This window comes from Caulobacter sp. P1_D6, from assembly GCF_056406095.1.
Window position 1 is genome coordinate 45,898 of the sequence record NZ_JBFUAW010000028.1, and the last position, 21,985, is coordinate 67,882.

Here is a 21,985-nt window from a genome sequence, read left to right on the forward strand (position 1 = left end):
TGCCCGCTCAGCAATATCTTATAGAAACGGGGAAATTGTTTGCCCAAGGTGTGCCCGACTCAAGGCCGCTTTGCGCAAGATCAACGCGCCAATCACCCTCTGGGGGGAGGAAATCTTGTCCGAACAACTCGACGCCGTGGATGCCAAGATCCTGGATCTCATCCAACACGACGCCGGACTGTCCGTCGCGGAGATCGCGGAGCGAGTCGGGCTGTCGTCCAGCCCGTGCTGGCGCCGGATCAAAAGGCTGGAGGACGCGGGCGTCATCCAGCGCCGCGTGACCATCCTCGATCGCGAGAAACTGGGCCTGGGCTTCGAGGTCTATTGCACCGCCAAGCTGTCGCTGCCGACCAAGGAAAACCTCGAGGTGTTCGAGCAGGCCGTGGGCAAGTGGGCCGAGGTCGTGCAGTGCGCCACCGTGACCGGCGCGGCCGACTACGAGCTGCGCATCGTCACCCGCGACATGCGCGCCTTCGACGAGTTCCTGCGCGACAAGCTGCTGTCGCTGGGCCTGGTCAGCAACATCGAGAGCCGGATCGTCATCCGGGGCGTCAAGAACTCCACGGCCGTGCCGCTGGGTCTGGTCAGCCCGTATGTCAGCCCCCTGAGCTAAACTGCTGGACGGCAAGGCCCTTCAAGAAGTCCGCCAAGGCGCAAAGGCCTTCTTGGACGGAAAGACCTCGCCGCTCGAGACGGCGATAGCCCTATGCCGCCACCACGACGCCGCTGTCGAGCCCGAAGCATTGCGCGAAGCTCTGCTCGCGTTCATCGCCGTCGCCAGCGAGACGGACGCCATCCCAGTCGGCGATCGGCGCGCATTCTGGCATCCGGACGTGCGCGAGAGGGAAGATCTCAAGCATGATGCGGCTCAAGCTTGGGCCTATCCGATCGTTGAAGAGGCCTGCACCCAGATCCTCGCGGTGAACGAAGCCGACGCCTCCCTCTAAGAACTGCGCCCGCCTCCTCCCTACAGCGCCGCGATCAGCCCAAAGGCCAGTCGCGGCGTTTGGCGTTTCACGCGCCAAACAATTAGCATTGACTAATGCATTAGCCATCGCTAATTGATCTGTCATGATCGAAGCCGCCCCCATAGACGCCGTCATGCGCGCCCTGGCCGACCCCACGCGCCGGGCCGTCTACGAGCGGATCGTGCGTTCCGAGGAAATCACCGTGGGCGAGCTGACCCGCGGGGCCGGCGTCAGCCAGGGCGCGGTCTCCCAGCACCTGAAGTCGCTGAAGACCGCCGGCCTGGTGGTCGAGCGCCCCGAAGGCCGCAACGTCTATTACCGCGCCCAGCCCGACGGCCTGACGCCGCTGGTCGACTGGATGTCCCACTACGGCGTGTTCTGGCGCGAGCGGTTCGCCGACCTGCGCACGCTTCTCCAGGAGATCGACCCATGACCAGCCCGGCCCACGCGCTCGAACCCGACACGCACGAGATCGTCGTCGACGAGGTCTTCCCGCACGCGCCCCAGGTGGTGTGGAAGGCCCTGACCAACGGCGCCCTGATGGCCCGCTGGCTGATGGCGCCGACCGGCTTCGCGCCGATCGAGGGCCACCGCTTCACCTTCCAGACCACGCCGGCCGGCGACTGGGACGGGGTGATCCACTGCCAGGTGCTGGAAGTGCGCGAGAACGAGCGCTTCACCTATGCCTGGACCGGCGGCGCCGAGGCCAACACCGGCTACGGCTCGCGGCTGGAGACGGTGGTCACCTGGACCCTGTCTCCTACCGAGGCCGGCACGCGCGTGCGCCTGGTCCATTCGGGCTTCGTCCTGCCGCGCAACGAAAGCGCCTTCGACAACATGGGCAAGGGCTGGAAGGTCGTCATGCAACGGCTCGAGACCTTCACGGCCGAGCAGGACCCGACCCAGCACTAGAGCCATCCTTTCAAATCAGGAGACTTCCATGAGCGATCCCTTCACGGGCGGCTGCGCGTGCGGCGCCGTGCGCTATTCCATCGTCGGCGAGCCGCTGGTGATGGCCGACTGCCAATGCCGCCACTGCCAGCAGCTCAGCGGCACGGGCCACGGCTCGTACCTGACCTTCAAGGACGCGGCGGTGACGCTGCAGGGCGAGGCGCGGCGCTGGGAGGTGACCGGCGACCTGGGCACGGTGAAGTCGCACGCCTTCTGCCCGACCTGCGGCGCGCCGGTCTATCTGGCCTTCCCCGCGATGCCCGACCTGTTCACCGTCCACGCCGCCAGCCTCGACGCGCCGGAGCGCTACACGCCGTCAATGACGCTGTTCACGGCGCGCGGCCACGCCTGGGACCCGGTCGCGCCGGGCCAGCGGACGTTCACGGGGATGCCGACGGGCTGACGGGCGGCGAGACCTTCGCTGTCGTGATCGTCCCCGGCGGGACGACCGGCAGGCCCAGCAGCCGCCGCACCCGGCTGGTCGTCCGCAGCCCGGTTCCGCCGGGATAATGCTTCTCGTGCAACCGCCGCAACGCGGTGATGTGGTTGGCGCCCAGGGTGTCGGCCCACTCGTCGACGATCGCGCTCTTGCCCCAGTGGGGCCGCACGTCGGGGAAATAGGCGAACACCTCGCGCTGAATCCGCTCCAGCCAGGCGTAGTCGCGCACGTCGGCGAACAGGTCGATCGCCGCGACCGGGCCCTTGAAGTTGGCGGCGAACGGCAGGTCCGAGCTCGTGGCGATCTCGCGCACCCCGATCATGCTCTTCAGATAGAAGCCCAGCGTCCGGAACTGGTCGGCCTGGAACATCACGAACCGCACCACCTCGGGCGCGTCGGCCAGGCGCACGAAGAAGGCCAGGTTGTAGGCGGTGTGGGTGGGCGACAGCAGCGACTTCAGCACGTTGGGCTGGCGGCTGCTCTCCAGGCCGGGCGTGGGATCGTAGAGATAGTCCAGGTCGCGCGGATCGGTGATCAGCCGGCTGTGATAGTGCACGTCCAGGCGGCTGATCAGCCGCTGGAACGGCCGGCGCAAGGCTGGGAACAGTTTGTCGAAGACCCAGTAGCGCTTGATGATGAACTCCGACACCCGGCGCAGGGTGAACAGCGGCGAGGCGATCCGGTGGGGCGCCTGTCCAGGCCGGGCGGGACGGATGGTCTGCAGGGCGATCGTCGGATCGTGCCGGTCGCTATAGGGGAACACCGCGAACATCGCCGCGTGCTCGTCGGTCACATGCCCCGGCTTTTGCGATAGGCGGCAGATGACGGTGACGGCCTCGAAGCTCTCGATCGGCGCGGTCTTCATCGTCAGCGAGACGATCGGCCCGATCGTCCCGAACGACAGGGCCGCGTAGCGGAAGTCGCGCTGCCCCTTGCGCAGGCCCACCCGCCGTCCCTGCCCGTCCAGGAACTCCAGCGCCGTGACGCCCTCGGCCATCACCGCCTCGCGGCCATAGCCGTGGGTGCCGGTGCACAGCGCCCCGATCACCGTCTGGGCCATGAAGTTGCCGCTGCTGATCAGCCGCCGGTCGCGGTCGAGCAGGAACAGCTTCAGTTCCAGGATCGTCACCGAGGGCTCGACGCTGACCTCGTGCGTGGCCGCGTCGTAGGCGATGCCCTTCAGGCCCGATTCCTTCAGGGTCACGGCGGTGGCGTCGCGGACGATCTGCACGCCGTTGTAGGAATGGGCGCCGCCGACGCAGGCGTAGCAGCCGGCTTGCACCAGGGCCGCCAGCTCGTCGACCGTGCCGACCTTGGCGGCCTGGACGTCGGCGCTGAAGATGCCCATCCACGAGCGCACGGTCGTCAGCGGCGGAGGCCCGCCGCCCGCCGCCCGCCTCAGCATGTTCGCCAGCCCGGCCATCACCGCCCCGCTAAGTTGCTTACGGCAGAATGACACTCTAAGCGTGTGTGAAAAAGGGCCGACCCGCTTGCACGCTTTTCGACAAGACGCCCGCCGCGACCAGCGCGTAATCTCCGCCCGCGAAACCTCTGGAGCTCCCCATGATCGACCTCGTCATCGACCAGCGCCGCAAGGACCTCGGCGGGTTCGAGGTAGGGCGGGTGCTGCCGTTCCACAGCCGGCGGATGGTGGGGCCCTTCACCTTCTTCGACCACATGGGCCCGGTGGAGTTCGAGCCCGGCTTCCCGCGCAATGTCGACGTGCGTCCGCACCCGCACATCGGCCTGTCGACCCTGACCTATCTGTTCGAGGGCGAGATCACCCACAAGGACAGCATCGGCTCGGACCTGATCATCCGTCCGGGCGAGGTCAACTGGATGACGGCCGGCAGCGGCATCACCCATTCCGAGCGCTTCGAAACCCTGCGCGAATACGGCGGCGCCATGCACGGCATCCAGGCCTGGGTGGCCCTGCCCGACGGCCAGGAAGAGATCGCCCCGGCCTTCTCGCACCATTCGCGCGACGAGATGCCGGTCTACGAGGCCAACGGCCTGAAGGCGGCGCTGGTGGCCGGCAAGGCGTTCGGCGTCGAGGCCAAGGTGCCGGTGTTCTCGCCGCTGTTCTATGTGCACTGGGAAATGGCCGCCGGCGCCAAGGCCGGGCTGCCGGCCGAGTATCCCGAGCGCGCCGCCTATGTGGCCGTCGGCAAGGTCGAGGCCGCCGGCCAGGTGCTGCACGCCGGCCAGATGGCGGTGTTCAAGCCGGGCGAGACGATCACCTTCGAGGCGCTGGAGCCCTCGACCGTCATGCTGCTGGGCGGCGAGCCGGTGGGCCCGCGCCTCATAGAGTGGAACTTCGTCTCCTCGTCCAAGGAGCGGATCGAACAGGCCAAGGCCGACTGGCGGGCCCAGCGCATGAAGCTGCCCGACCTGGACGACCAGGAATTCACCCCCCTGCCCGAGCCGCCTCCCCCGCCGCCGCCGATGTCGTAGGGGCTAGAGGAACGGTCCGGGCAGCCTGAGCGGTCCCGGCCCCACCTCGTCGTCGGCTTCTCCCACGGCTTCGTAGTGGGACGCCAGCTTGGCGCAGGCGCCCAGGAACAGGGCCTCGACGAAGGCCGGCTCGCGGCCGGTCAGGCGGACGATCTCGGCCAGGGCGTGGCCCCTGCCGGCGGCCATGTCCATCACCGCCACCTCCTGGGCCGACAGCGCGGCGCGGGCGCGGGCCAGCCGCTCCACCGCGTCCAGCCGCTGGAAGCCGTCGACGCTGGCCAGGGTCTTGCGGTAGTCGCGGCCGTACAGCGCCGAGGCCTGCGCCTCGGCGAACCCGATGTCGGGGCCCAGGTCTTCGACGGGGACGGGGAGGCGGTCGGAGGTCACGGAGCGGCTTTTAGCACGTTCGATGCGCACCCACTTGCCCCCACCTGACCGCTTCGCGGTCTGTCCGCCCCCATAGGGGGCGGAGGACGTGCACACGGCGCCCCTCTTCCCCCTCTCTCGGTTGAATCCCCCCGCCCCCAGCGCCCATAATTCGCCCATGACCGATCTCGCCCTTGAAACCTTCGTCCGCGGCCTGCCCAAGGCCGAGCTGCACATGCACATCGAGGGCAGCCTCGAGCCCGAGCTGATGTTCGAGCTGGCCGAGCGCAACGGCGTCGTCCTGCCGTTCAAGACGGTGGACGAGATCCGCGCCGCCTACGCCTTCTCCAACCTGCAGGACTTCCTGGACATCTATTACCAGGGCGCGGGCGTGCTGCTGACGGAAGCCGACTTCAAGGACCTCGCCCTGGCCTATTTCCGCCGGCTGAAGGCCGACGGCGGGACCCATGCCGAAATCTTCTTCGACCCCCAGACCCACACCGACCGCGGCGTGGCGTTCGGCACGGTGATCGACGGGCTGACGGCGGGCATGGATGAAGCCGAGGCCACGCTGGGCGTCAGCTCCAAGCTGATCCTCTGCTTCCTGCGCCACCTGGACGAGGCCGCCGCCTTCGCCACCCTGGAGCAGGCCAAGCCCTATCTCGACAAGATCGCCGGCGTGGGCCTGGACTCCTCGGAAGTCGGCCACCCGCCCGCCAAGTTCGCCCGCGTGATGCAGGCGGCCCGCGACCTGGGCCTCAAGGTCGTGGCCCACGCCGGCGAGGAAGGCCCGCCGGCCTATGTCTGGGAGGCGGTGGACATCCTCGACGTCGATCGCATCGACCACGGCAACCGCGCGCTGGAAGACGACTGCCTGACCGCCCGCCTGGTGCAGGACGGCACGACCCTGACGGTCTGCCCGCTGTCGAACCTGAAGCTGTGCGGGGTGAGCGATCTGAAGGCGCACCCGCTGAAGCGCATGCTGAAGCTTGGCCTGAAGGCCACGGTCAATTCCGACGACCCGGCGTACTTTGGCGGGTACCTGCTGGAGAACTATCTGCAGACCGCCGAGGCTGTCGGCCTGACCCGAGACGAGTTGGTGACGCTGGCCAAGAACAGCTTCACGGGGTCGTTCCTGGATGAGGCGGAGAAGGCGGAGCGGGTGGCGGGGATCGACGCCTACGTCGCGGCGCACTGATCTAAAAACCCTCTCCCGGAGGGGAGAGGGAGGGACCCGATCGCGAAGCGATTGGGAGGGTGAGGGGTGAAGGCGTCTGACGGCGTGCCGGCACTCCGGCCGGCAACGTAACCCCTCATCCTCCCACGCTTCGCGCGGCCCCCTCCTTCTCCCTCTGGGAGAAGGTGATTTAGAGCGCCTTGCGAACCGCCTCGGCCAGCTCGTCCAGTTCCGTGATGCCCAGGTCCGCATGGAACGGCAGGCTCAGCACCGACTTGGCCAGGCGATCGGCCACCGGGGTCTGGTCGCGGATGACGATGCCCGGACCGACCGGGTTGGTCGCGTAGCCCATCTCGGCCAGCTTCTCGGCCACGACCGGCGCCGCGCCTTCCGAGACGCTGACGACCCAGGCGTCCGACACCCAGCTCATGCCCCAGCCCGGCTGGAAGCCGATCGGGGCGCCCAGCAGCAGCATGCGCAGACGCTGGGCGGCGGTGGCCAGGCGCAGGCGCTGGCTGGACCAGGCCTCGAGCCCGGCCTCGCCGGCGAAGGCCGGGGCGTCAAGGCGGGCGATGAAGTCGGCGTCCTGGCTGGCCACGAACACGCCGCGCCCGCCCGGCAGGCCGACGACCACGGGGACCGGGGCGTCCATGATCACGTCGAAGCCGTCGGTGGCGTCGACCACGATCGGCAGGCCGGTCTCGCGCTGGAAGGCGGCCCAGGCGGTCATGTCCGGGGCGCGGCCGAAGGCGCAGGTGGGGACGATGGCCTCGATGGGCGGCGGGGCCTCGCCCAGGCGCTCGCGCAGGTGGGCCGGATCGAACATCCAGCTGTAGGGATCCACGTCGACCAGCCAGGCCCGCAGGCCGGCGCCGGCGACGGCTTCAAGGGTGGCGGCCGAGGCCAGGGCCGGAACGATGCAGACGCCGCCGCGACGTACGCCCGAGGCGATCAGGGCGGCGGTCAGGGCGGCCACGCGGGTGGAGACGGCGCGGACGGCGGTGGGACGGTCGAAGCGGTCGGCCAGCCTGGCGTCGAGACCGGGGGTCAGACCCTGTCGGAGCACCTTCTCCACGGCCGCGAAATCCAGCGGGACACCGGCGGCCGCGAGCGCCGCTTCGGCCTTGGCCTGCTTGCGGGCTTCCGGCGACACTTTGGGGAGGGCTTGCATCAGACGTCGCTTCCGAACAATCCGGCTCTGTCACACGACAGCGCCTTTATGGTTAAGCAAACGTATCGACTGACTCGGCAGGCCCAGATGCGGCGCGCCGTCGCGGCAAAAATGTGTCCGGAATCTTCGACCTAGGCAGAAGCCGTCCAGCCGTCGCGCAATTCCCGCTTCAGAACCTTGCCAATATGGCTGCGGGGCAGGGATTCGACCAGCCTCAGGTCGACCAGCCGCTGGGTCTTGCCGAGGCGAGCATTGACCCACGACCTCAACCCGTCCGCGTCAATTCGCGCATCAGGCTTAACCGCCACGAAAGCCACCGGCGATTCGCCCCAGGCGTCGGACGGCACCCCGACCACCGCCGCCTCGACCACGTCGGGGTGCTGGACGATCTCGGCTTCGATATCGCTGGGATAGATGTTGAAGCCGCCGCTGATGATCATGTCCTTCTTGCGATCCATCAGTGTCAGGAAGCCCTCCTCGTCGAACCGGCCGACGTCGCCGGTGCGGATGAAGCTCCAGCCCTCGGGCGAGACCCAGGTCGCCTCGGCGGTCTTGCCCGGCTGGCCGTGATAGCCGTTCATCATGCCGGCCGAGCGGCCGACGATCTCGCCGACCACGCCGGGGCCGACCTGGACGCCGTCCTCGTCGATCAGCCGGATGTCGTGGCCGGGAGCCGGACGGCCCACCGTGTGCAGCTTGTCCGGATGTTCGTGGGCGAACAGGATGCAGGTGCCGCCGCCCTCGGTCATGCCGAAATACTCGACCAGTCCGCCGGGCCAGCGGGCCAGCACCTGGGCCTTCAGCTCGGCCGAGAACGGGGCGCTGGTGCAGAACTTGATGTGGGTCGACGACAGGTCGAAGTCGCCGAAGTCGGGCCGGTCCATCAGGCGGCGGTATTGCACCGGCACCAGCATGGTGTGGGTCATGCGATGGCGCTGGGCCAGTTCCAAGTACTTGCCCGCGTCGAACTTCCTCATCAGCACCACCGTGCCGCCGCCGGCCAGGGCGGGGAAGAAGCAGACCAGGGTGGTGTTGGAATAGAGCGGGGTCGACAGCAGGGCGACGGCCTCCGGGCCGTAGCCGACCGCGTCGCCGCGGAACACGTGCTTCCAGCGCATGCCGTGCGACTGGACGATGCCCTTGGGCGCGCCGGTCGTGCCGCTGGAATAGATGATGTTGAACGGGTCCTCGGCGGCGATGGCCACGGCGGCCGGGATCGCGCCCTTCGGAGCCAGCCAGGCCTCGAAGGCCTCGCCGAAGTCCGAGCCGTCCAGCGCGATGTAGCGCACGGCGATCGGGGCTGGCTTCTGAGCCTCGGCCACGCCGGCGTCCATGAAGAACAGCCGCGCGCCGCAGTCAGCGACCATGCCGGCGATGGCCTCGGGCGTCGAGGACGGGGCCAGAGGCGCGACCGCCACCCCGGCCCGCAGCGCGCCGAGGAACAGCGCCGTGTACGGAATGGACGACAGGGCGCAGACGGCGACGGCCTCCTTCGGCTTGATCCCGTCGCGCTGCAGGGCGGCGGCGACCCGGTCGGCCAGGGCGTCGAGCTCTCCGTAGGTGACCGCCTCGCCGGTCTCCATGATCACGGCGGGATGGTCGGGCAGCTCGGCCGCCCGCTGCCGCAGGATGTCGCCCATCACGCCGTAGTCGGCGGTCATCATGCTGGCGATGGTGGTCATGGTGCTACACCCACTGAAGTTGTCATCCCGGACAAGCGCGGAGCGCGCCGATCCGGGACCGACCCGAAGCGCTGAGTTCCATGTCGGTCCCGGCTCTTCGCTTCGCTACGGCCGGGATGACAAACGTTTGGAGAGAAAGGACGCCTCAGGCGTCCTTGAACCCCTTGCCCTCGGCCACCAGACGCTCCAGCAGGGCCGACGGCTTGAAGTCGTCGCCGAGCTTGGCCTGGAACGCCTTCATGCTGGCCAGGATCTTGTCCAGGCCCACCAGCTCGCCCCAGAACATCGGGCCGCCGGTATAGACCGGCCAGCCGTAGCCGTTGATCCAGACGGTATCGATGTCGGACGCCCGGATCGCCTTGCCCTCTTCCAGGATCTTCGCGCCCTCGTTGACCATCGGGTACAGGCAACGCTCCAGAATCTCCTGGTCGCTGATCTCGCGGCGCTGGATCTGGCGCTTCTCGGCGAAGTCGAGGATCACCTGCTCGACCTCTTTGCTCGGCTTGGCGACGCGGTTCTCGTCGTAGTCGTAGAAGCCCTTGCCGTTCTTCTGGCCGCGGCGGTCCATCTCGCACAGCACTTCGCGCACCGTGGACGAGGAGGTCTTGGCCGGGTCCCAGCCGATGTCCAGGCCCGCCAGGTCGCTCATCGCGAACGGCCCCATCGGCAGGCCGAAGTCGTAGAGCACGCGGTCGACATCCCAAGGCATGGCGCCTTCCAGGATCAGCTTCTGGGCCTCGCGCTGGCGCTGGGCCAGCATGCGGTTGCCGACGAAGCCGTGGCAGTTGCCGACCAGCACCGCAACCTTGCCGATCTTCTTGCCGATCTGCATCGAGGTGGCGATCACCGACTTGCCGGTCTTCTCGCCGCGCACGATCTCCAGCAGCTTCATGACGTTGGCCGGCGAGAAGAAGTGCAGGCCGATCACGCTCTCGGGCCGGCTGGTCGAGGCGGCGATCACGTCGATGTCGAGATAGCTGGTGTTGGAGGCCAGGATCGCGCCGGGCTTGGCGATCTTGTCCAGCTTGCCGAACACCTCCTTCTTGATCTCCATCAGCTCGAACACGGCCTCGATGATCAGGTCGCAGTCGGCCAGGTCCTCCAGGTTCATCGACGGCGTCAGCAGGCCCATGCGCTTTTCGACGTCGTCCTGGGTCAGGCGGCCTTTCTTGGCGGTGTTCTCGTAGTTCTTGCGGATCACCCCGACGCCGCGATCCAGGTTCTCCTGCTTGGCCTCGATGATCGTCACCGGGATGCCGGCGTTGAGGAAGTTCATCGAGATGCCGCCGCCCATGGTGCCGGCGCCGATGACGCCGACCTTCTTGACCGGCAGGATCGGGGTGTCGTCCGGCACGTCGGGGATCTTGGCGGCCTGGCGTTCGGCGAAGAACACATAGCGCTGGGCGGCCGACTGGCTGCCGGTCATCAGCTCCATGAACAGCCGGCGCTCTTCCTTGAGACCCTCGTCGAAGGGCAGGTTCACCGCCGCCTCGATGCACTTGATGTTGTTCTCCGGCGCCAGGAAGCCACGGAACTTGCGGGCGTTGGCCTTGCGGAATTCGCTGAAGATCTCGGGCTTGCCGCGCGCGGCCTCGACCTTGGCGTTCTGGTCGCGGATGCGGGTCAGCGGCTTGTCCTCAGCCAGGACCACACGGGCGAAGGCGATGGCCCCGTCGCGCAGGGCGCCTTCCTCGACGATCGAGTCGAACAGGCCCATGGCCAGCGCGGCCTTGGCCGGCACGTGCTGGCCGGTGGTGACCATCTCCAGCGCCTTCTCGACGCCCACCACGCGCGGCAGGCGCTGGGTGCCGCCGGCCCCCGGCAGCAGGCCGATGTTCACTTCGGGCAGGCCGGCCTTGGCCGACGGCACGGCGACGCGGTGGTGCGCGACCAGCGCCACCTCCAGCCCGCCGCCCAGCACCGTGCCGTGGATCGCGGCGACCACCGGCTTGGGCGAGTTCTCGATGGTGTTCTGAACGTCCTGCAGCGAGGGGCCGGTCATGGCCTTGCCGAACTCGGTGATGTCGGCGCCGGCGATGAAGGTCTTGCCCTCGCAGATCAGCACGATGCCCTTGACCGCCGGGTCGGCGATGGCGGCGTCGAAGGCCTTGGACAGTCCCTCGCGCACGGCGGCCGACAGCGCGTTGACCGGCGGCGAGTTGAGCGTGACGACCCCGATGTCGCCTTCGACGGTCAGATCCGTGACGTTGTTGATCGCGGCCATGGCGTTTTCCACCCTCAAGTCTGTGGTTGCGTTCTTTTGAACGGTTGTTTGAAGCAAACCCTGCACGACCTGCCGCCGAAGTCCAGAGGTCCGTAGGGGCGCCGGGAATTTAGGCGCCGGCCATTGACGTCGCCGCATTCATACTCGAAATTCGAAAATATAAGTTTCAGCCGGAGCCAATCCGTGCGGGCGGGGGGAAGCCGCCGAACGAAGCGCCCGCGAACCTCGCGGATACGCCGAAATGTGCTCCGACTGTCGAGGGCGTACGCGTAAGGGGGTCGGCGTCGGGACGCGACTTGCACCCGTCCCATATCTTCGAAGCCGATCATCTTCGCGCACGCGGCGCGCCCGCCTCGGCGTGTCGACTTAGGTGAAGCGCACTCGGCGCGGGAGCCCCCTCCCGCGCCGCTTTCTTTGCCGCCTAGGCATTGCTTTCCGTCAGCGCCGCATAGACCAGCGTCCGCAGTTCGCGGCGGATCGGATAGGCCGAGGACGGGATCAACTGGGTCATGAACACCACCGCCAGGTCCTCGACCGGATCGATCCAGAAGGCCGTCGAGGCCATGCCGCCCCAGAAGTATTCGCCCAGCGAGCCCAGGTTCTTGGTCCGCGCCTGATCGACGGTCATGGCGAAGCCGAGGCCGAAGCCCAGCCCCTCGAACACCGCCTCGCTGAACAGCGACTGCGACATCTCCGTCAGCTCCTTGCCGCCCGGCAGATGGTTCATGGTCATCAGCTTCAACGTCTTTGGGCTGACGATCCGCGCCCCGTCCAGCTCGCCGCCGTTCAGCAGCATGCGGCAGAACCGCATGTAGTCGTCGGCGGTCGAGACCAGGCCGCCGCCGCCCGACTTCACCGACGGCTCGGACAGGTAGTGGCTGGTGGTTGGATCGTCCTGCAGCACCACCTCGCCCTTGGGGTTGAGGGTATAGCAGGCGGTGAAGCGGTGGCGCTGGGCGTCGGACACGTGGAAGCCGGTGTCGACCATCTTCAGCGGGTCGAAGATCCGCGCCTTGAGGAAAGTCTCGAACGGCTGGCCCGAGATCAGCTGGACCAGGTAGCCCAGCACGTCGGTGGCCACCGAATAGTTCCACGCCTCGCCGGGCGAAAACTCCAGCGGCACGGTCCCCAGATTGCCGATGAAATTGTTGAGCCCGCCCTCGCTGTCGACGCCGTCCAGCTTCAGCTTGCGATAGGCTGCGTCGACGTTGGTCCGCTGCTGGAACCCGTAGGTCAAACCCGCGGTATGGCGCAGCAGATCGATGATCCGCATCGGCTGGTCGACCGGCTTGGTCTGGAAGGCGCCGAGCACGCCGGCCTGGAACACGCCGAGGCTCTTCCACGCAGGGATGAAGCGGTGCACCGGATCGTCCAGCGCGACCTTGCCCTCCTCGACCAGCATCATGAAGGCGATCGAGGTGATCGGCTTGGTCATCGAATAGATGCGGAACAGGCTGTCGGCCTTGAGCGGAAGCCCGCGTTCCTTGTCCGCCGAGCCCAGGATCGTGGTGTGCGCCAACTGGCCGCGACGCCAGACCTGGACCAGGGCGCAGGGCAGCCTGCCGGGTGCGACATAACGATCCTGGATGAAGGCGTCGATGCGCTTCAGTCGATCCGACGACAGACCCACGGCTTCAGGCGTGCTCAAGACGATATCCCTCCTGCGGCCGTCCGCCTGAAGGATCGCAGGCGGGGGCGGCGTACTGTTTGTTGGCGGCGATCGAAGAAGGGGTACGTCGAAACCCGCCCTTTACCCGTTCGTGCGCATATCGATTGAAAACTAGGGAACGGGGATGGGCAAGCACTTGCGCGACAAGACGCCCGACGGACCGCTCGGCGAACCGACCAAGGGGGCGACAGGTCCCAGCATCGAGCAGGCCGCCGCCGACTGGTTCTTCGAGAGCAGCCTCGACATGTTCGTGGTGCTGGAGAACGACGCGATCGTCCGCGTCAATCCGGCCTGGACCGTGCTGACCGGCTGGGCGCCCGCCGAGACCCTGGGCCGGCCGATCCGCGACTTCTTCCACCTGCACGACACCGACACCATCCTCAGCATCGGCAAGACCCTGCGCGCCGAGGGCGAGGCCCGGTCAGAGCATCGCCTGGCCCGCAAGGGCGGCGGCTGGCTGTGGGTGCGCTCGCAGACCAAGATGCTGCAGGCCGGCTTCGGGGGCGAAGCGTTGCTGATCGTCTTCCAGGACTTCAGCGAGGACCGTGCACGGCGCCTCGAGCGCCAACAGGCCGAGCGGGCCAACGAGCTTCTGCGCAACACGGCCGGCGTCTATGTCTGGCGGTTCGATCCGCGCAAGGGGATCTACGTCTTCGAGCAGGACATCCCCACGCCCTCCTCGCCCCAGGGCGGGGTGAGGACGATGACGGTCGAGGAGATGACCCTCTCGACCCACGTCGAGGATCGGCAAATGGTCTGGGAGGCGTTCAGCCGGACCCTGGCGACCGGCGACCACTGCCTGCTGACCTATCGCTATTTCGATCCGGCCCATCAGACCTGGATCTGGATGCGGGCCGCCTGGCGCGGGGTGCGCGGGGCCAGCGCCAAGGCCTGGGACGTGATCGGCATCAGCCAGGACGTCACAGAACTGGTCGCCGCCCGCGACGCCGCCCTTGGCGCGGCCGAGGCCAAGTCGCAGTTCCTGGCCAATATGAGCCACGAGATCCGCACCCCGATGAACGGGGTGCTGGGGGTGATGCACCTGCTCAAGCGCGAGAAGCTGTCGGACGACGGCCGCCAGCTGCTGAACGAGGCGCTGGGCTGCGGAGCCATGCTGTCGGAACTGCTCAACGACATCATCGACTTCTCGAAGATCGAGGCCGGCAAGCTGGAGCTGAATCCCGAACCGACCGATCCCGCCGCCCTGCTGCGCAGCGTCGCCGACCTGCTGCGCCCCCAGGCCAGGCAGAAGGGCCTGACCCTGACCGTCACGGTGGATCCCGGGATCGGCTGGGTGGGGGCCGACCCCCTGAGGCTGCGCCAGGGCCTGTTCAACCTGCTGGGCAACGCGGTGAAGTTCACCCCGGAGGGCGGAGTCCAGGCGCGCCTGACCGCAGCCGGCCCGCCGGGCGCGCAACGCCTGCGGTTCGAGATCCAGGACACCGGCGTGGGCATCGGCCAGGCCACGGCCGACGGCCTGTTCCAGCGCTTCAGCCAGGCCGACGGCTCGACCACCCGGCGCTTCGGCGGCGCGGGCCTCGGCCTGGCCATCACCCGGCGCCTGGCCATACTGATGGGCGGCGACGTCGGGTTCCGCAGCCCGCCGGAAGGCGGCTCAATCTTCTGGCTGGAGATCGCCGCTCCGCCCGCCTTCGAAGCCGCCGCCCCGGTCGAAGACGCCGACACCGCCCTGCTGGCCGGACTGCGCGTGCTGATCGTCGAGGACAACGCCACCAACCGCCTGGTCGCCGGCCGGTTGCTGCAGGCCATGGGCGCGGTCGTCGAAACCGCCGACGACGGCGTCCTGGGCGTCGAGGCCGTCGAGCGCGACGGCCAGGGCTTCGACCTGATCTTCATGGACATCCAGATGCCCGGCATGGACGGCGTCGAGGCCACCCGGCGCATCCGCGACCTGGGCGGCGAGGCGGCGTCGACCCCGATCATCGCCATGACCGCCAACGCCCTGGCCCACCAGCAGGCGTCCTACATCGCCGCGGGCATGAACGGCGCGGTGGCCAAGCCCCTGTCGCCCGCCGCCCTGGTCCAGGCCATCGTCGCCGTGCTCGGCGAAACGGCGGCCAAGCCGACTTCCCTGGCGTCCTAGACCTTCGAACCACGCCGCCGCCTCCATTCTGCAACATGGCTGCAAGATTCCGCGCCCACGAAAGCGGCGCTGAGGCGACTCGCGCGCCTTGTCGTGGAGACAGGGCTTCCTAAATTGGACCCACGGGTCCAAGGGACGCGCGCGCAGGGCCGCGCCAAGCTGCGAACAGGGAGGGGGCGACACATGGACGACGGCCGGATCGCGAGCCCCGCCACCGAGCGGTACGCGAAGAAGAAAGAGGCGATCCTCGCCGCCGCGACCGCCATCCTGAACCGCCAGGGCGTCAAGGGCATGACCCTGGCCGACGTCGCGGCCAAGGTCGGGCTGATCACCACCAGCGTCACCTATTACTACCGCAAGAAGGACGACCTGGCGGCCGCCTGCTTCATGCGCGGCCTGGAGCGCTTCGACGCCCTGGTCACCGAGGCGGGCAAGGCGCCGGACGCGCCCACGCGACTACTGGCCTTCTTGGACCTGTATCTGGACCTGAACCGCCGGGTGCGCCTGGGCGAGGCCGCGCCCCTGACCAGCTTCACCGAGATGCGGGCCCTGAAGGAGCCCCTGCGCGGCTCGGTGCAGGGCGCGTTCAACGACCTGTTCCGTAGGGTTCGCGGCTTCTTCGAGGGGCCCGAGTTCGACCATCTGGACAAGCGCGACCGCAACGCCCGCACCCACCTGCTTCTCGAGCAGGTGTTCTGGTCCGGCTCGTGGCTGCGTCGCTACGACGTCGACGATTACGGCCGCGTGCGCGACAAGATGTACGACATCCTGGTCAACGGCCTGGCCCCGAAAGGCGCCGGAGACGACACCTGGAAGCCGGTGACCCTGCCCGATCCGACGCCGCAGTCGCCCGAGGGCCAGGAATGGCGCGAGACCTTCCTGGTCGCCGCCACCCGGCTGATCAACCAGCGCGGCTATCGCGGGGCCTCGGTCGAGGACATCTCGGCCCAGCTGAACGTCACCAAGGGCTCGTTCTACCACCATCACGTGGACAAGGACGCCCTGGTGGTCGAGTGCTTCGAGCGCACCTTCGCCGTCACCCGCAAGGCCCAGATCGACGCCCGCGACCTGGCCAAGGACAATTGGGAGCAGCTGTCGTCGGCGACGGCGGCCCTGGTCGCCTACCAGCTGTCGGACCACGGTCCGCTGCTGCGCGCCTCGTCGATGGGGGCCCTGCCGATCGAGATCCGCACCGAGATGGCCCAGGGCTACGCCCGCGGCTCCGAACGTTTCGCGGCGATCATCTCCGACGGCGTGGCCGAGGGCTCGGTGCGGGCGGTGGACCCGATGATCGCGGCCCACATGATCAATTCGATGCTCAACGCCGCCGCCTCGCTGGGAATCTGGGTCCCCGGACTGGAGCGCGAGGAAGCCGCCCGGCTGTTCGCCCGGCCGCTGCTGACGGGGCTGTTCGCGCGCTAGGCCGCGCCACGACTTGCCGCTGCCGTATTTCTGGCCTCAACTCCCGATCGTGGTCCGGCGGGTGGAGCGGTCATGCACAGACGAGACGTGGTTCAGGGGATCCTCGGCGCCGCCGGGGGTCTGTTTGTCGGAGCCGGCGCAAGCGCCCGTGTCCTGCGGGACGAAGTCCTGCCCGACGTCGTCCCGAAGGTGATGACCGTTCGAGGCCGGATGGACGCCGCCGCGATGGGCGTCACCCTGGTGCACGAGCACATCCTGGCCAATTTCCAGACGTACGATGAGTGGTCCAAGGCGCCCCTGCCCTATGATCGCGGCGAGGTGGTGAAGGTCATCCTGCCTCGCCTCCAACGCCTGAAGAGGCTGGGTTGCAGGACCTTTATCGACGCCACGGCGGCGTATCTCGGTCGCGACGTCATCCTGCTGGAGCTCCTGTCGCGCGAGAGCGGCCTCAACATCCTGACCGTGACCGGCAACTACGCCGCCTTCGACAACACCCACCTGCCGCCCTGGGTGTTCACCGAAACCGCCGAGGCCCTGGCCCAGCGCTGGTTCCTGGAAGCCATGGACGGGATCGACAATACGCCCGTCCGGCCCGGCCTCATCAAGCTGGGCTTCAACGGCGGCCCGCTGAGCGAGGTCGAGCGCAAGCTGATCCGCGCCGGCGCCCTGACCCACAAGCGGACCGGCCTGGTCATCGGCGCCCACACCGGTCCTGCCGTGTCGGCGTTCGAGCAGCTGGACATCCTGGAGAAGGAACGCGTGCATCCGTCCGCCTGGATTTGGATCCACGCCCAGAACGAACCGGACGTCGCCAACCACATCGCGGCGGCGCGACGCGGCGCCTGGATCGAGTTCGACGGGATCGACGCCAAGTCGATGGACCGGCACGTCGAGCTGGTGACCCGCATGCGCGACGAAGGCCTGCTGGACCACGTGCTCGTGTCGCAGGACGCCGGTTGGTACAATGTCGGCCAGCCTCGCGGCGGCGAGGCCCGCAGCTATGAGGTGATCTTCGACGCGTTCGTGCCGGCCCTGCGCGCCAAGGGCTTCGGCGCGGCGGACATCAAGACGCTGCTCGAGACCAATCCGGCCAAGGCCTTCGCCATCCGCCCGCGCCAGGCCTGAAAAAGGGGCGGCCTGAGCCGCCCCTCCCCTCGGCCAAACGCAGGCCTAGAACTTCTTCCTGATCCCCAGCTTGTAGGTCCGGCCCAGCGGGTCGCCGGTGAACGGGTCGTAGCCGAGGTCCAGGCGGGCGTAGGACGGATCCTGGTCGAAGACGTTGGTGATCGCCGCCGTCAGGGTGGTGTCCCAGGGCAGGAACACCCGGTAGGCCAGGTCGGTGAGGATCTGGGTGTCGATCGTCTTGCCGGCCGCCACCTGCACCGGCGCGCCGGTGGAGTCCTTGTAGGCCCCGGCCGCGAACGGCGCGGTGCGCTGGTCGGTGTAGCTGTCGATGTAGTGGACCGTCAGGCGGACGTTGTGCGGCCCCCGGGTCCATTCGCCGAAGACGTCGCCCTTCCACTGCGGGATCGGCACGGCGATGGTCTGGTAGTTGAGCAGGCCCACCGCGTCGAACGCCGGGCTGACCACCACGCCTTCGACGGTCTGGGCGTCGACCTTGTATTCGGCGATGTAGGTGGCGTTGGCGCCCAGCCGGAAGTCGCCGCCGATCACGTCCTCGAAGATATAGTCGGCCGAGAAGTCGATGCCCGAATTCTTGATCGACGGTCCGTTGACATAATAGGTCTTCAGGCGGGCCAGCGACGAGATCGTGCTGCAGTTGGTGGAATAGGTGAACCGCGCCTGCAGGGCCGCATAGGTCGGATTTCCGCAGTTGTTGGCCCCGGTCGCGCCGTTCGGATAGAGGGCGTTGACCATCCCCGCCACCGGCTCGGCGACGATCGGCTTTTCGAAGTCAAACTGGAAGTAGTCGATACTAGCCTTGAAGTTCCCGCTGTTGAACAGGACGCCGGCGTTGAAGGTGTCGGCCTCTTCAGGCTGCAGGTTCGGATTGCCGTAGATGTCGACGGCGCGGAACACGCCCAGGATGCTCTGCAGCGAGGTGATCGACGAGGTGACCAGTTGGGGGTCGGGCGGACCGCGGAAGGTCGAGCCGGCCGAGCCGCGCAGCGCCATCCACGAAGTGGCCTGCCAGCGCAGCGCGACCTTCGGGTTGAAGGTCGAGCCCGTGGCCCCGCCATAGTCCTCGTAGCGGGCGGCCAGCTGCATCTGCAGGTCCTCGGTGATCGGCACCGACAGCTCGCCGAAGGCGGCCATGATGTCGCTCTGCTTGTCGGCCGGGGTGTTGACGCCCAGGAACATGAACGGGCCGTTGCGGACCGAGCCGGTGCAGTTGGTCACGCCGTAGTCGGGCGTGTTGACGCACGGATTGATCAGGGCGTTGGAGATGTCGTTGTAGTCGGACTTGAAGTAGGTGCGCCGGTACTGCACCCCGGCCGCCCAGGCGATGTCGCCGCCCGGCAGGGTGATGTTGGTCTTGCCGTTCAGCACCGCCTCGCCGACGAACAGGCGCGAGGCCTGCTTGGTCGTCAGCTTCTGGAAGAACCAGCGGGTGACTTCCTCGCTGTTGGCCAGGGCCGGGTTGTAGCCCGCGTTGGCCACGCCGGTGATGGCGTTGCCGGGAATGGCGTTGGCGAACGGATTGTAGAACAGGCAGCCATTGACCCCGGGCACCCCTTGGATTCCGGGCGTGGCGGCGTCGGTGTCGCAGCGCGGACCGCCCAGGCCGCGCAGGGCCAGCTGGTAGCGGTTGACCAGGGTGTCGTAGCCCGTGCGGATCCCGACCTCCTGCGAATAGGTCAGGGCCAGGTCCCAGCCGATGCCGTTGTCGAACTCGCCCGACAGGTCGCCCGACACCCGGTAGGCGTCATAGGCGCGGGCCCCGATCGATGGGCCGTAGCCGAAGGCGGGATTGCCGCCCAGGCCGTAGGGCCGGTTGGCGGCGTTGATCGCCCCGCCCGCCAGGATCGCCGAAGGCACCGTGGTCTGGGCGCCGGTCACCAGGCTGGTGGTGACGATGGTCGGGTTGGCGGCCATGAAGGCGATCAGGCCGGGGTTGTTGGCCGGCACGTAGTAGCGGCCCGTCAGGCTGGGGGCGACGGCGACCTCGGACGTCGGCACCGCCAGGGCGGCGTAGGACGGCGAGGTGTTCCAGTCGGGAACGTCGGTGTGGCTGTACAGGGCCTCCATGTGGAACTTGGTCTTTTCCGACAGCTCGGCGTTGACCTCGCCGTACATCTGGATGGCGTCCTGCTTCTCGACCAGGTTGTCGAACGGCGTGTAGTGCCAGTAGCAGACCGGGGTCAGGCCGCTGAAGCCGGCATAGCCGCCCAGGCTGGTGCAGCTGGGATCGCGGAAACCCGTGGTCGAGGCCGCCGCGGGAATGAAGGTCGAGGGGTTGCCCGCCGCCGACCAGCCCGCCTCGGGATTGGTCAGATAGGGCTGGTTGGCCCAGTCGCGGTCGGCCACGCCCAGTTTCGAGCGGTGCTGCCAGCCGATGGCGGCCAGGATGTTGGCCTTGTCCCAGACCTTGCCGTAGGTGACGTTCAGGCCGTAGTCGCCCTTGGAGCCGTCGATGAACCGGTAGTCGGCCCCGGCTTCCAGTCCGTTGAAGTTCTTCTTGGTGATGAAGTTGACGACGCCGGCGATGGCGTCCGAGCCGTAGGTCGCCGCCGCGCCGTCCTTCAGCACCTCGATCCGGCCGATGGCGGCGCTGGGAATGATGTTGGTGTCGACGATGCCCGCCCCGGCCGCGGCCAGCGGGTTGATCGCCAGGCGCCGACCGTTCATCAGCACCAGGGTGCGTTGCGAGCCCAGGCCGCGCAGGTTGACCGAGCCCGAGCCTTCCGAGCCCTGGGCGCGGCTGTCGAACTGGTTGGTGTCGCCCAGCACGCCGTTCGAGACCGGCAGGGCCTTCAGCATCTCCACCGTCGAGGGCGAGCCCTGCTTCTGCAGGTCCTCGATGCCGATCACGTCGACCGGCAGCGAGGCGTCCTCGGGCGTGCCCCTGATGAACGAACCGGTGACGATGACTTCCTCGACCGTGGTCGGCCCTTGATCCCCCGGTGGCCTTGTCTGGGCGTGGGCGGCGCCGGCCGCCACGCAAAACGTAAGCGTCAAGGCCGAGGCCCCGCGCAGGAACATCGCTTTCTTCATGGTCTTCCCTCCCGTGCTGCTTTTTTTGAACGCAGGTCTTTTGGGCTTCGGGAAAGCTAGTCGGCGGCCCGCCTCGCGCGCCGGTCAGCCGGCGCGACGGCTAGCGCCGCCACGTCGCCACGCCGGCGCGTTTCGAAAATTGAAGATGCGTGTTCGCGAGCCGACAACCGTGGGATCCCCCTAGGCCGGGTACTAGAAACGCTTGACTGAATGCCCGCCATTCCGCGCGAGCGAACGTCCGACTTGGGAGTCGAACATCTGTTTCGATGATGCGGTATGTTTTGACGCCGCGTCAACCGCGCATCGCGTCGCGCTCGGGGACAGCCGGGCGGCGAGGGTCCGCGAAATAATCGCCGCGCCGCTGTCGCAAAGCCGAAGCTTCGCTCGTCATTCCCAAGAAAGCGGATGCGAACGCATGCGCATGTCATCCATCGCCGGCAGGAGAAAAAGCGTTGCCGCCACGCCCTTCCATCCCGCCGCCCTCGTCCCCAATTGAACGAACGATGATCGGTCGCGTTAGTCGGGCGGCCGCCTTCTTGGGGATCTGGCGATGAGCGCCCTGACGGACCGGCGCGCGGCGAGCGCTTCAACACGCTCGACCATATCGCTAAGCAATTTGACTATTAAGTCACTTAACAATATGGGTCGCGTCCATGACGACGCACGATCCCAGTCCAGCGCCCGGCTCGCCGCGATGGCGCACGTCGCACGTGCCCACCGACCCGATCGGCCAGCGCCTGAAGACCATCTCAATGCTGACGCGCCAGATCGGCCGCAAGATCGGCGAGAGCCTGGGCGTGAACGTCACCGACATGGCCGCGCTGGAGCAGCTTCTGAACACCGGCCCGATGACGCCCGGCCAGTTGGCCGTGCATCTGAAGGTGACGACCGCCGCCGCCACCCAGATCGTCGACCGCCTGGAGCGGGCCGGCCATGTCGCGCGCGAGCGACGGGCCCAGGATCGGCGCAAGGTCTGCGTCGTGCCGGTGGAGGCCTCGATCGATCGGGCCTTCGCGCAGCTGGCGCCGATGATCGACGGGCTGGAGGGCGTCATCGCCGGCCTCGCCCCCGCCGAGCGGGAGGTCATCGAGCGCTTCCTGGATCAGGTGGTTGACGTCTACGGCGCCGTCGCCGGCCTTCCATCGTCGTCGGGCCCCGGGCCCCATTGTTGAAATAACCACG

General features: G+C 67.9%; 18 protein-coding genes. 11 read left to right on the top strand and 7 right to left on the bottom strand.

From position 1 onward, the window contains the following. Nucleotides 1-115 precede the first annotated feature (115 nt). The 5 genes from AC1DYP_RS16365 to AC1DYP_RS16385 all read left to right on the top strand — a co-directional run bounded on the left by AC1DYP_RS16365 (nucleotide 116) and on the right by AC1DYP_RS16385 (nucleotide 2,322). Nucleotides 116-613: an Lrp/AsnC family transcriptional regulator gene (locus tag AC1DYP_RS16365; protein WP_029914476.1), complete on the top strand. Its 498-nt coding sequence runs from the start codon at nucleotides 116-118 to the stop codon at nucleotides 611-613. A 52-nt stretch (nucleotides 614-665) separates the two neighbouring features. Beyond that, nucleotides 666-947, top strand: coding sequence for a hypothetical protein (locus AC1DYP_RS16370; protein WP_477047220.1), 282 nt, complete (start codon nucleotides 666-668; stop codon nucleotides 945-947). A 124-nt stretch (nucleotides 948-1,071) separates the two neighbouring features. Then, complete coding sequence (locus tag AC1DYP_RS16375) at nucleotides 1,072-1,401, top strand: ArsR/SmtB family transcription factor (RefSeq protein ID WP_477047221.1); 330 nt, start codon at nucleotides 1,072-1,074, stop codon at nucleotides 1,399-1,401. Then, nucleotides 1,398-1,880: an SRPBCC family protein gene (locus AC1DYP_RS16380; RefSeq protein ID WP_477047222.1), complete on the top strand. Its 483-nt coding sequence runs from the start codon at nucleotides 1,398-1,400 to the stop codon at nucleotides 1,878-1,880. Before AC1DYP_RS16375 ends, AC1DYP_RS16380 begins: the two co-directional genes overlap by 4 nt. 28 nt (nucleotides 1,881-1,908) lie before the next feature. Then, nucleotides 1,909-2,322 (top strand): GFA family protein, encoded by a 414-nt coding sequence (locus AC1DYP_RS16385; RefSeq protein WP_477047223.1) that lies wholly within the window; start codon nucleotides 1,909-1,911, stop codon nucleotides 2,320-2,322. Here AC1DYP_RS16385 and AC1DYP_RS16390 read toward each other — a convergent pair. Beyond that, a complete protein-coding gene (locus AC1DYP_RS16390; protein ID WP_477047224.1) occupies nucleotides 2,300-3,781 on the bottom strand; it encodes an FAD-binding protein in 1,482 nt (493 codons plus the stop codon). The genes AC1DYP_RS16385 and AC1DYP_RS16390 overlap by 23 nt on opposite strands. Before the next feature lie 140 nt (nucleotides 3,782-3,921). Between AC1DYP_RS16390 and AC1DYP_RS16395 the strand changes: the two genes are divergently transcribed. Beyond that, nucleotides 3,922-4,812, top strand: coding sequence for a pirin family protein (locus tag AC1DYP_RS16395; protein WP_477047225.1), 891 nt, complete (start codon nucleotides 3,922-3,924; stop codon nucleotides 4,810-4,812). Nucleotides 4,813-4,815: 3 nt separating this feature from the next. On the opposite strand, the gene AC1DYP_RS16400 is transcribed toward AC1DYP_RS16395, so the two are convergent. Further along, on the bottom strand, nucleotides 4,816-5,199 hold the full coding sequence (locus AC1DYP_RS16400) for a hypothetical protein (protein WP_477047226.1): 384 nt from the start codon (nucleotides 5,197-5,199) through the stop codon (nucleotides 4,816-4,818). A gap of 157 nt (nucleotides 5,200-5,356) precedes the next feature. Between AC1DYP_RS16400 and AC1DYP_RS16405 the strand changes: the two genes are divergently transcribed. Then, nucleotides 5,357-6,376 (top strand): adenosine deaminase, encoded by a 1,020-nt coding sequence (locus tag AC1DYP_RS16405; protein WP_477047227.1) that lies wholly within the window; start codon nucleotides 5,357-5,359, stop codon nucleotides 6,374-6,376. Between the two features lie 169 nt (nucleotides 6,377-6,545). On the opposite strand, the gene AC1DYP_RS16410 is transcribed toward AC1DYP_RS16405, so the two are convergent. The 4 genes from AC1DYP_RS16410 to AC1DYP_RS16425 form a co-directional block, all read right to left on the bottom strand. Further along, nucleotides 6,546-7,526: a DegT/DnrJ/EryC1/StrS family aminotransferase gene (locus AC1DYP_RS16410; RefSeq protein ID WP_477032699.1), complete on the bottom strand. Its 981-nt coding sequence runs from the start codon at nucleotides 7,524-7,526 to the stop codon at nucleotides 6,546-6,548. Between the two features lie 131 nt (nucleotides 7,527-7,657). Further along, a complete protein-coding gene (locus AC1DYP_RS16415; RefSeq protein WP_477047228.1) occupies nucleotides 7,658-9,208 on the bottom strand; it encodes a class I adenylate-forming enzyme family protein in 1,551 nt (516 codons plus the stop codon). A gap of 145 nt (nucleotides 9,209-9,353) precedes the next feature. Further along, the gene (locus tag AC1DYP_RS16420) at nucleotides 9,354-11,444 is read right to left on the bottom strand and encodes a 3-hydroxyacyl-CoA dehydrogenase NAD-binding domain-containing protein (RefSeq protein ID WP_477047229.1); all 2,091 of its coding nucleotides are present in this window, start codon (nucleotides 11,442-11,444) and stop codon (nucleotides 9,354-9,356) included. Between the two features lie 409 nt (nucleotides 11,445-11,853). Further along, entirely contained in the window at nucleotides 11,854-13,080 is a 1,227-nt protein-coding gene (locus AC1DYP_RS16425) for a serine hydrolase domain-containing protein (protein WP_477047230.1), read from the bottom strand. A 145-nt stretch (nucleotides 13,081-13,225) separates the two neighbouring features. Here AC1DYP_RS16425 and AC1DYP_RS16430 point away from each other — a divergent pair, with 145 nt between their 5' ends. From AC1DYP_RS16430 to AC1DYP_RS16440, 3 genes are all read left to right on the top strand, one after another. Further along, nucleotides 13,226-15,205, top strand: a complete 1,980-nt coding sequence (locus AC1DYP_RS16430) for a hybrid sensor histidine kinase/response regulator (RefSeq protein WP_477047231.1) — start codon at nucleotides 13,226-13,228, stop codon at nucleotides 15,203-15,205. Nucleotides 15,206-15,388: 183 nt separating this feature from the next. Next, complete coding sequence (locus tag AC1DYP_RS16435) at nucleotides 15,389-16,627, top strand: TetR/AcrR family transcriptional regulator (protein WP_477047232.1); 1,239 nt, start codon at nucleotides 15,389-15,391, stop codon at nucleotides 16,625-16,627. A gap of 72 nt (nucleotides 16,628-16,699) precedes the next feature. Next, a complete protein-coding gene (locus AC1DYP_RS16440) occupies nucleotides 16,700-17,752 on the top strand; it encodes a phosphotriesterase family protein (protein WP_477047233.1) in 1,053 nt (350 codons plus the stop codon). 45 nt (nucleotides 17,753-17,797) lie between these two features. Here AC1DYP_RS16440 and AC1DYP_RS16445 read toward each other — a convergent pair whose 3' ends face one another. Then, a complete protein-coding gene (locus AC1DYP_RS16445) occupies nucleotides 17,798-20,803 on the bottom strand; it encodes a TonB-dependent receptor (RefSeq protein ID WP_477047234.1) in 3,006 nt (1,001 codons plus the stop codon). Nucleotides 20,804-21,456: 653 nt separating this feature from the next. On the opposite strand from AC1DYP_RS16445, the gene AC1DYP_RS16450 reads away from it, so the two are divergent. Then, nucleotides 21,457-21,975: a MarR family winged helix-turn-helix transcriptional regulator gene (locus tag AC1DYP_RS16450; protein ID WP_477047235.1), complete on the top strand. Its 519-nt coding sequence runs from the start codon at nucleotides 21,457-21,459 to the stop codon at nucleotides 21,973-21,975. The last annotated feature ends 10 nt before the right edge of the window (nucleotides 21,976-21,985 follow it).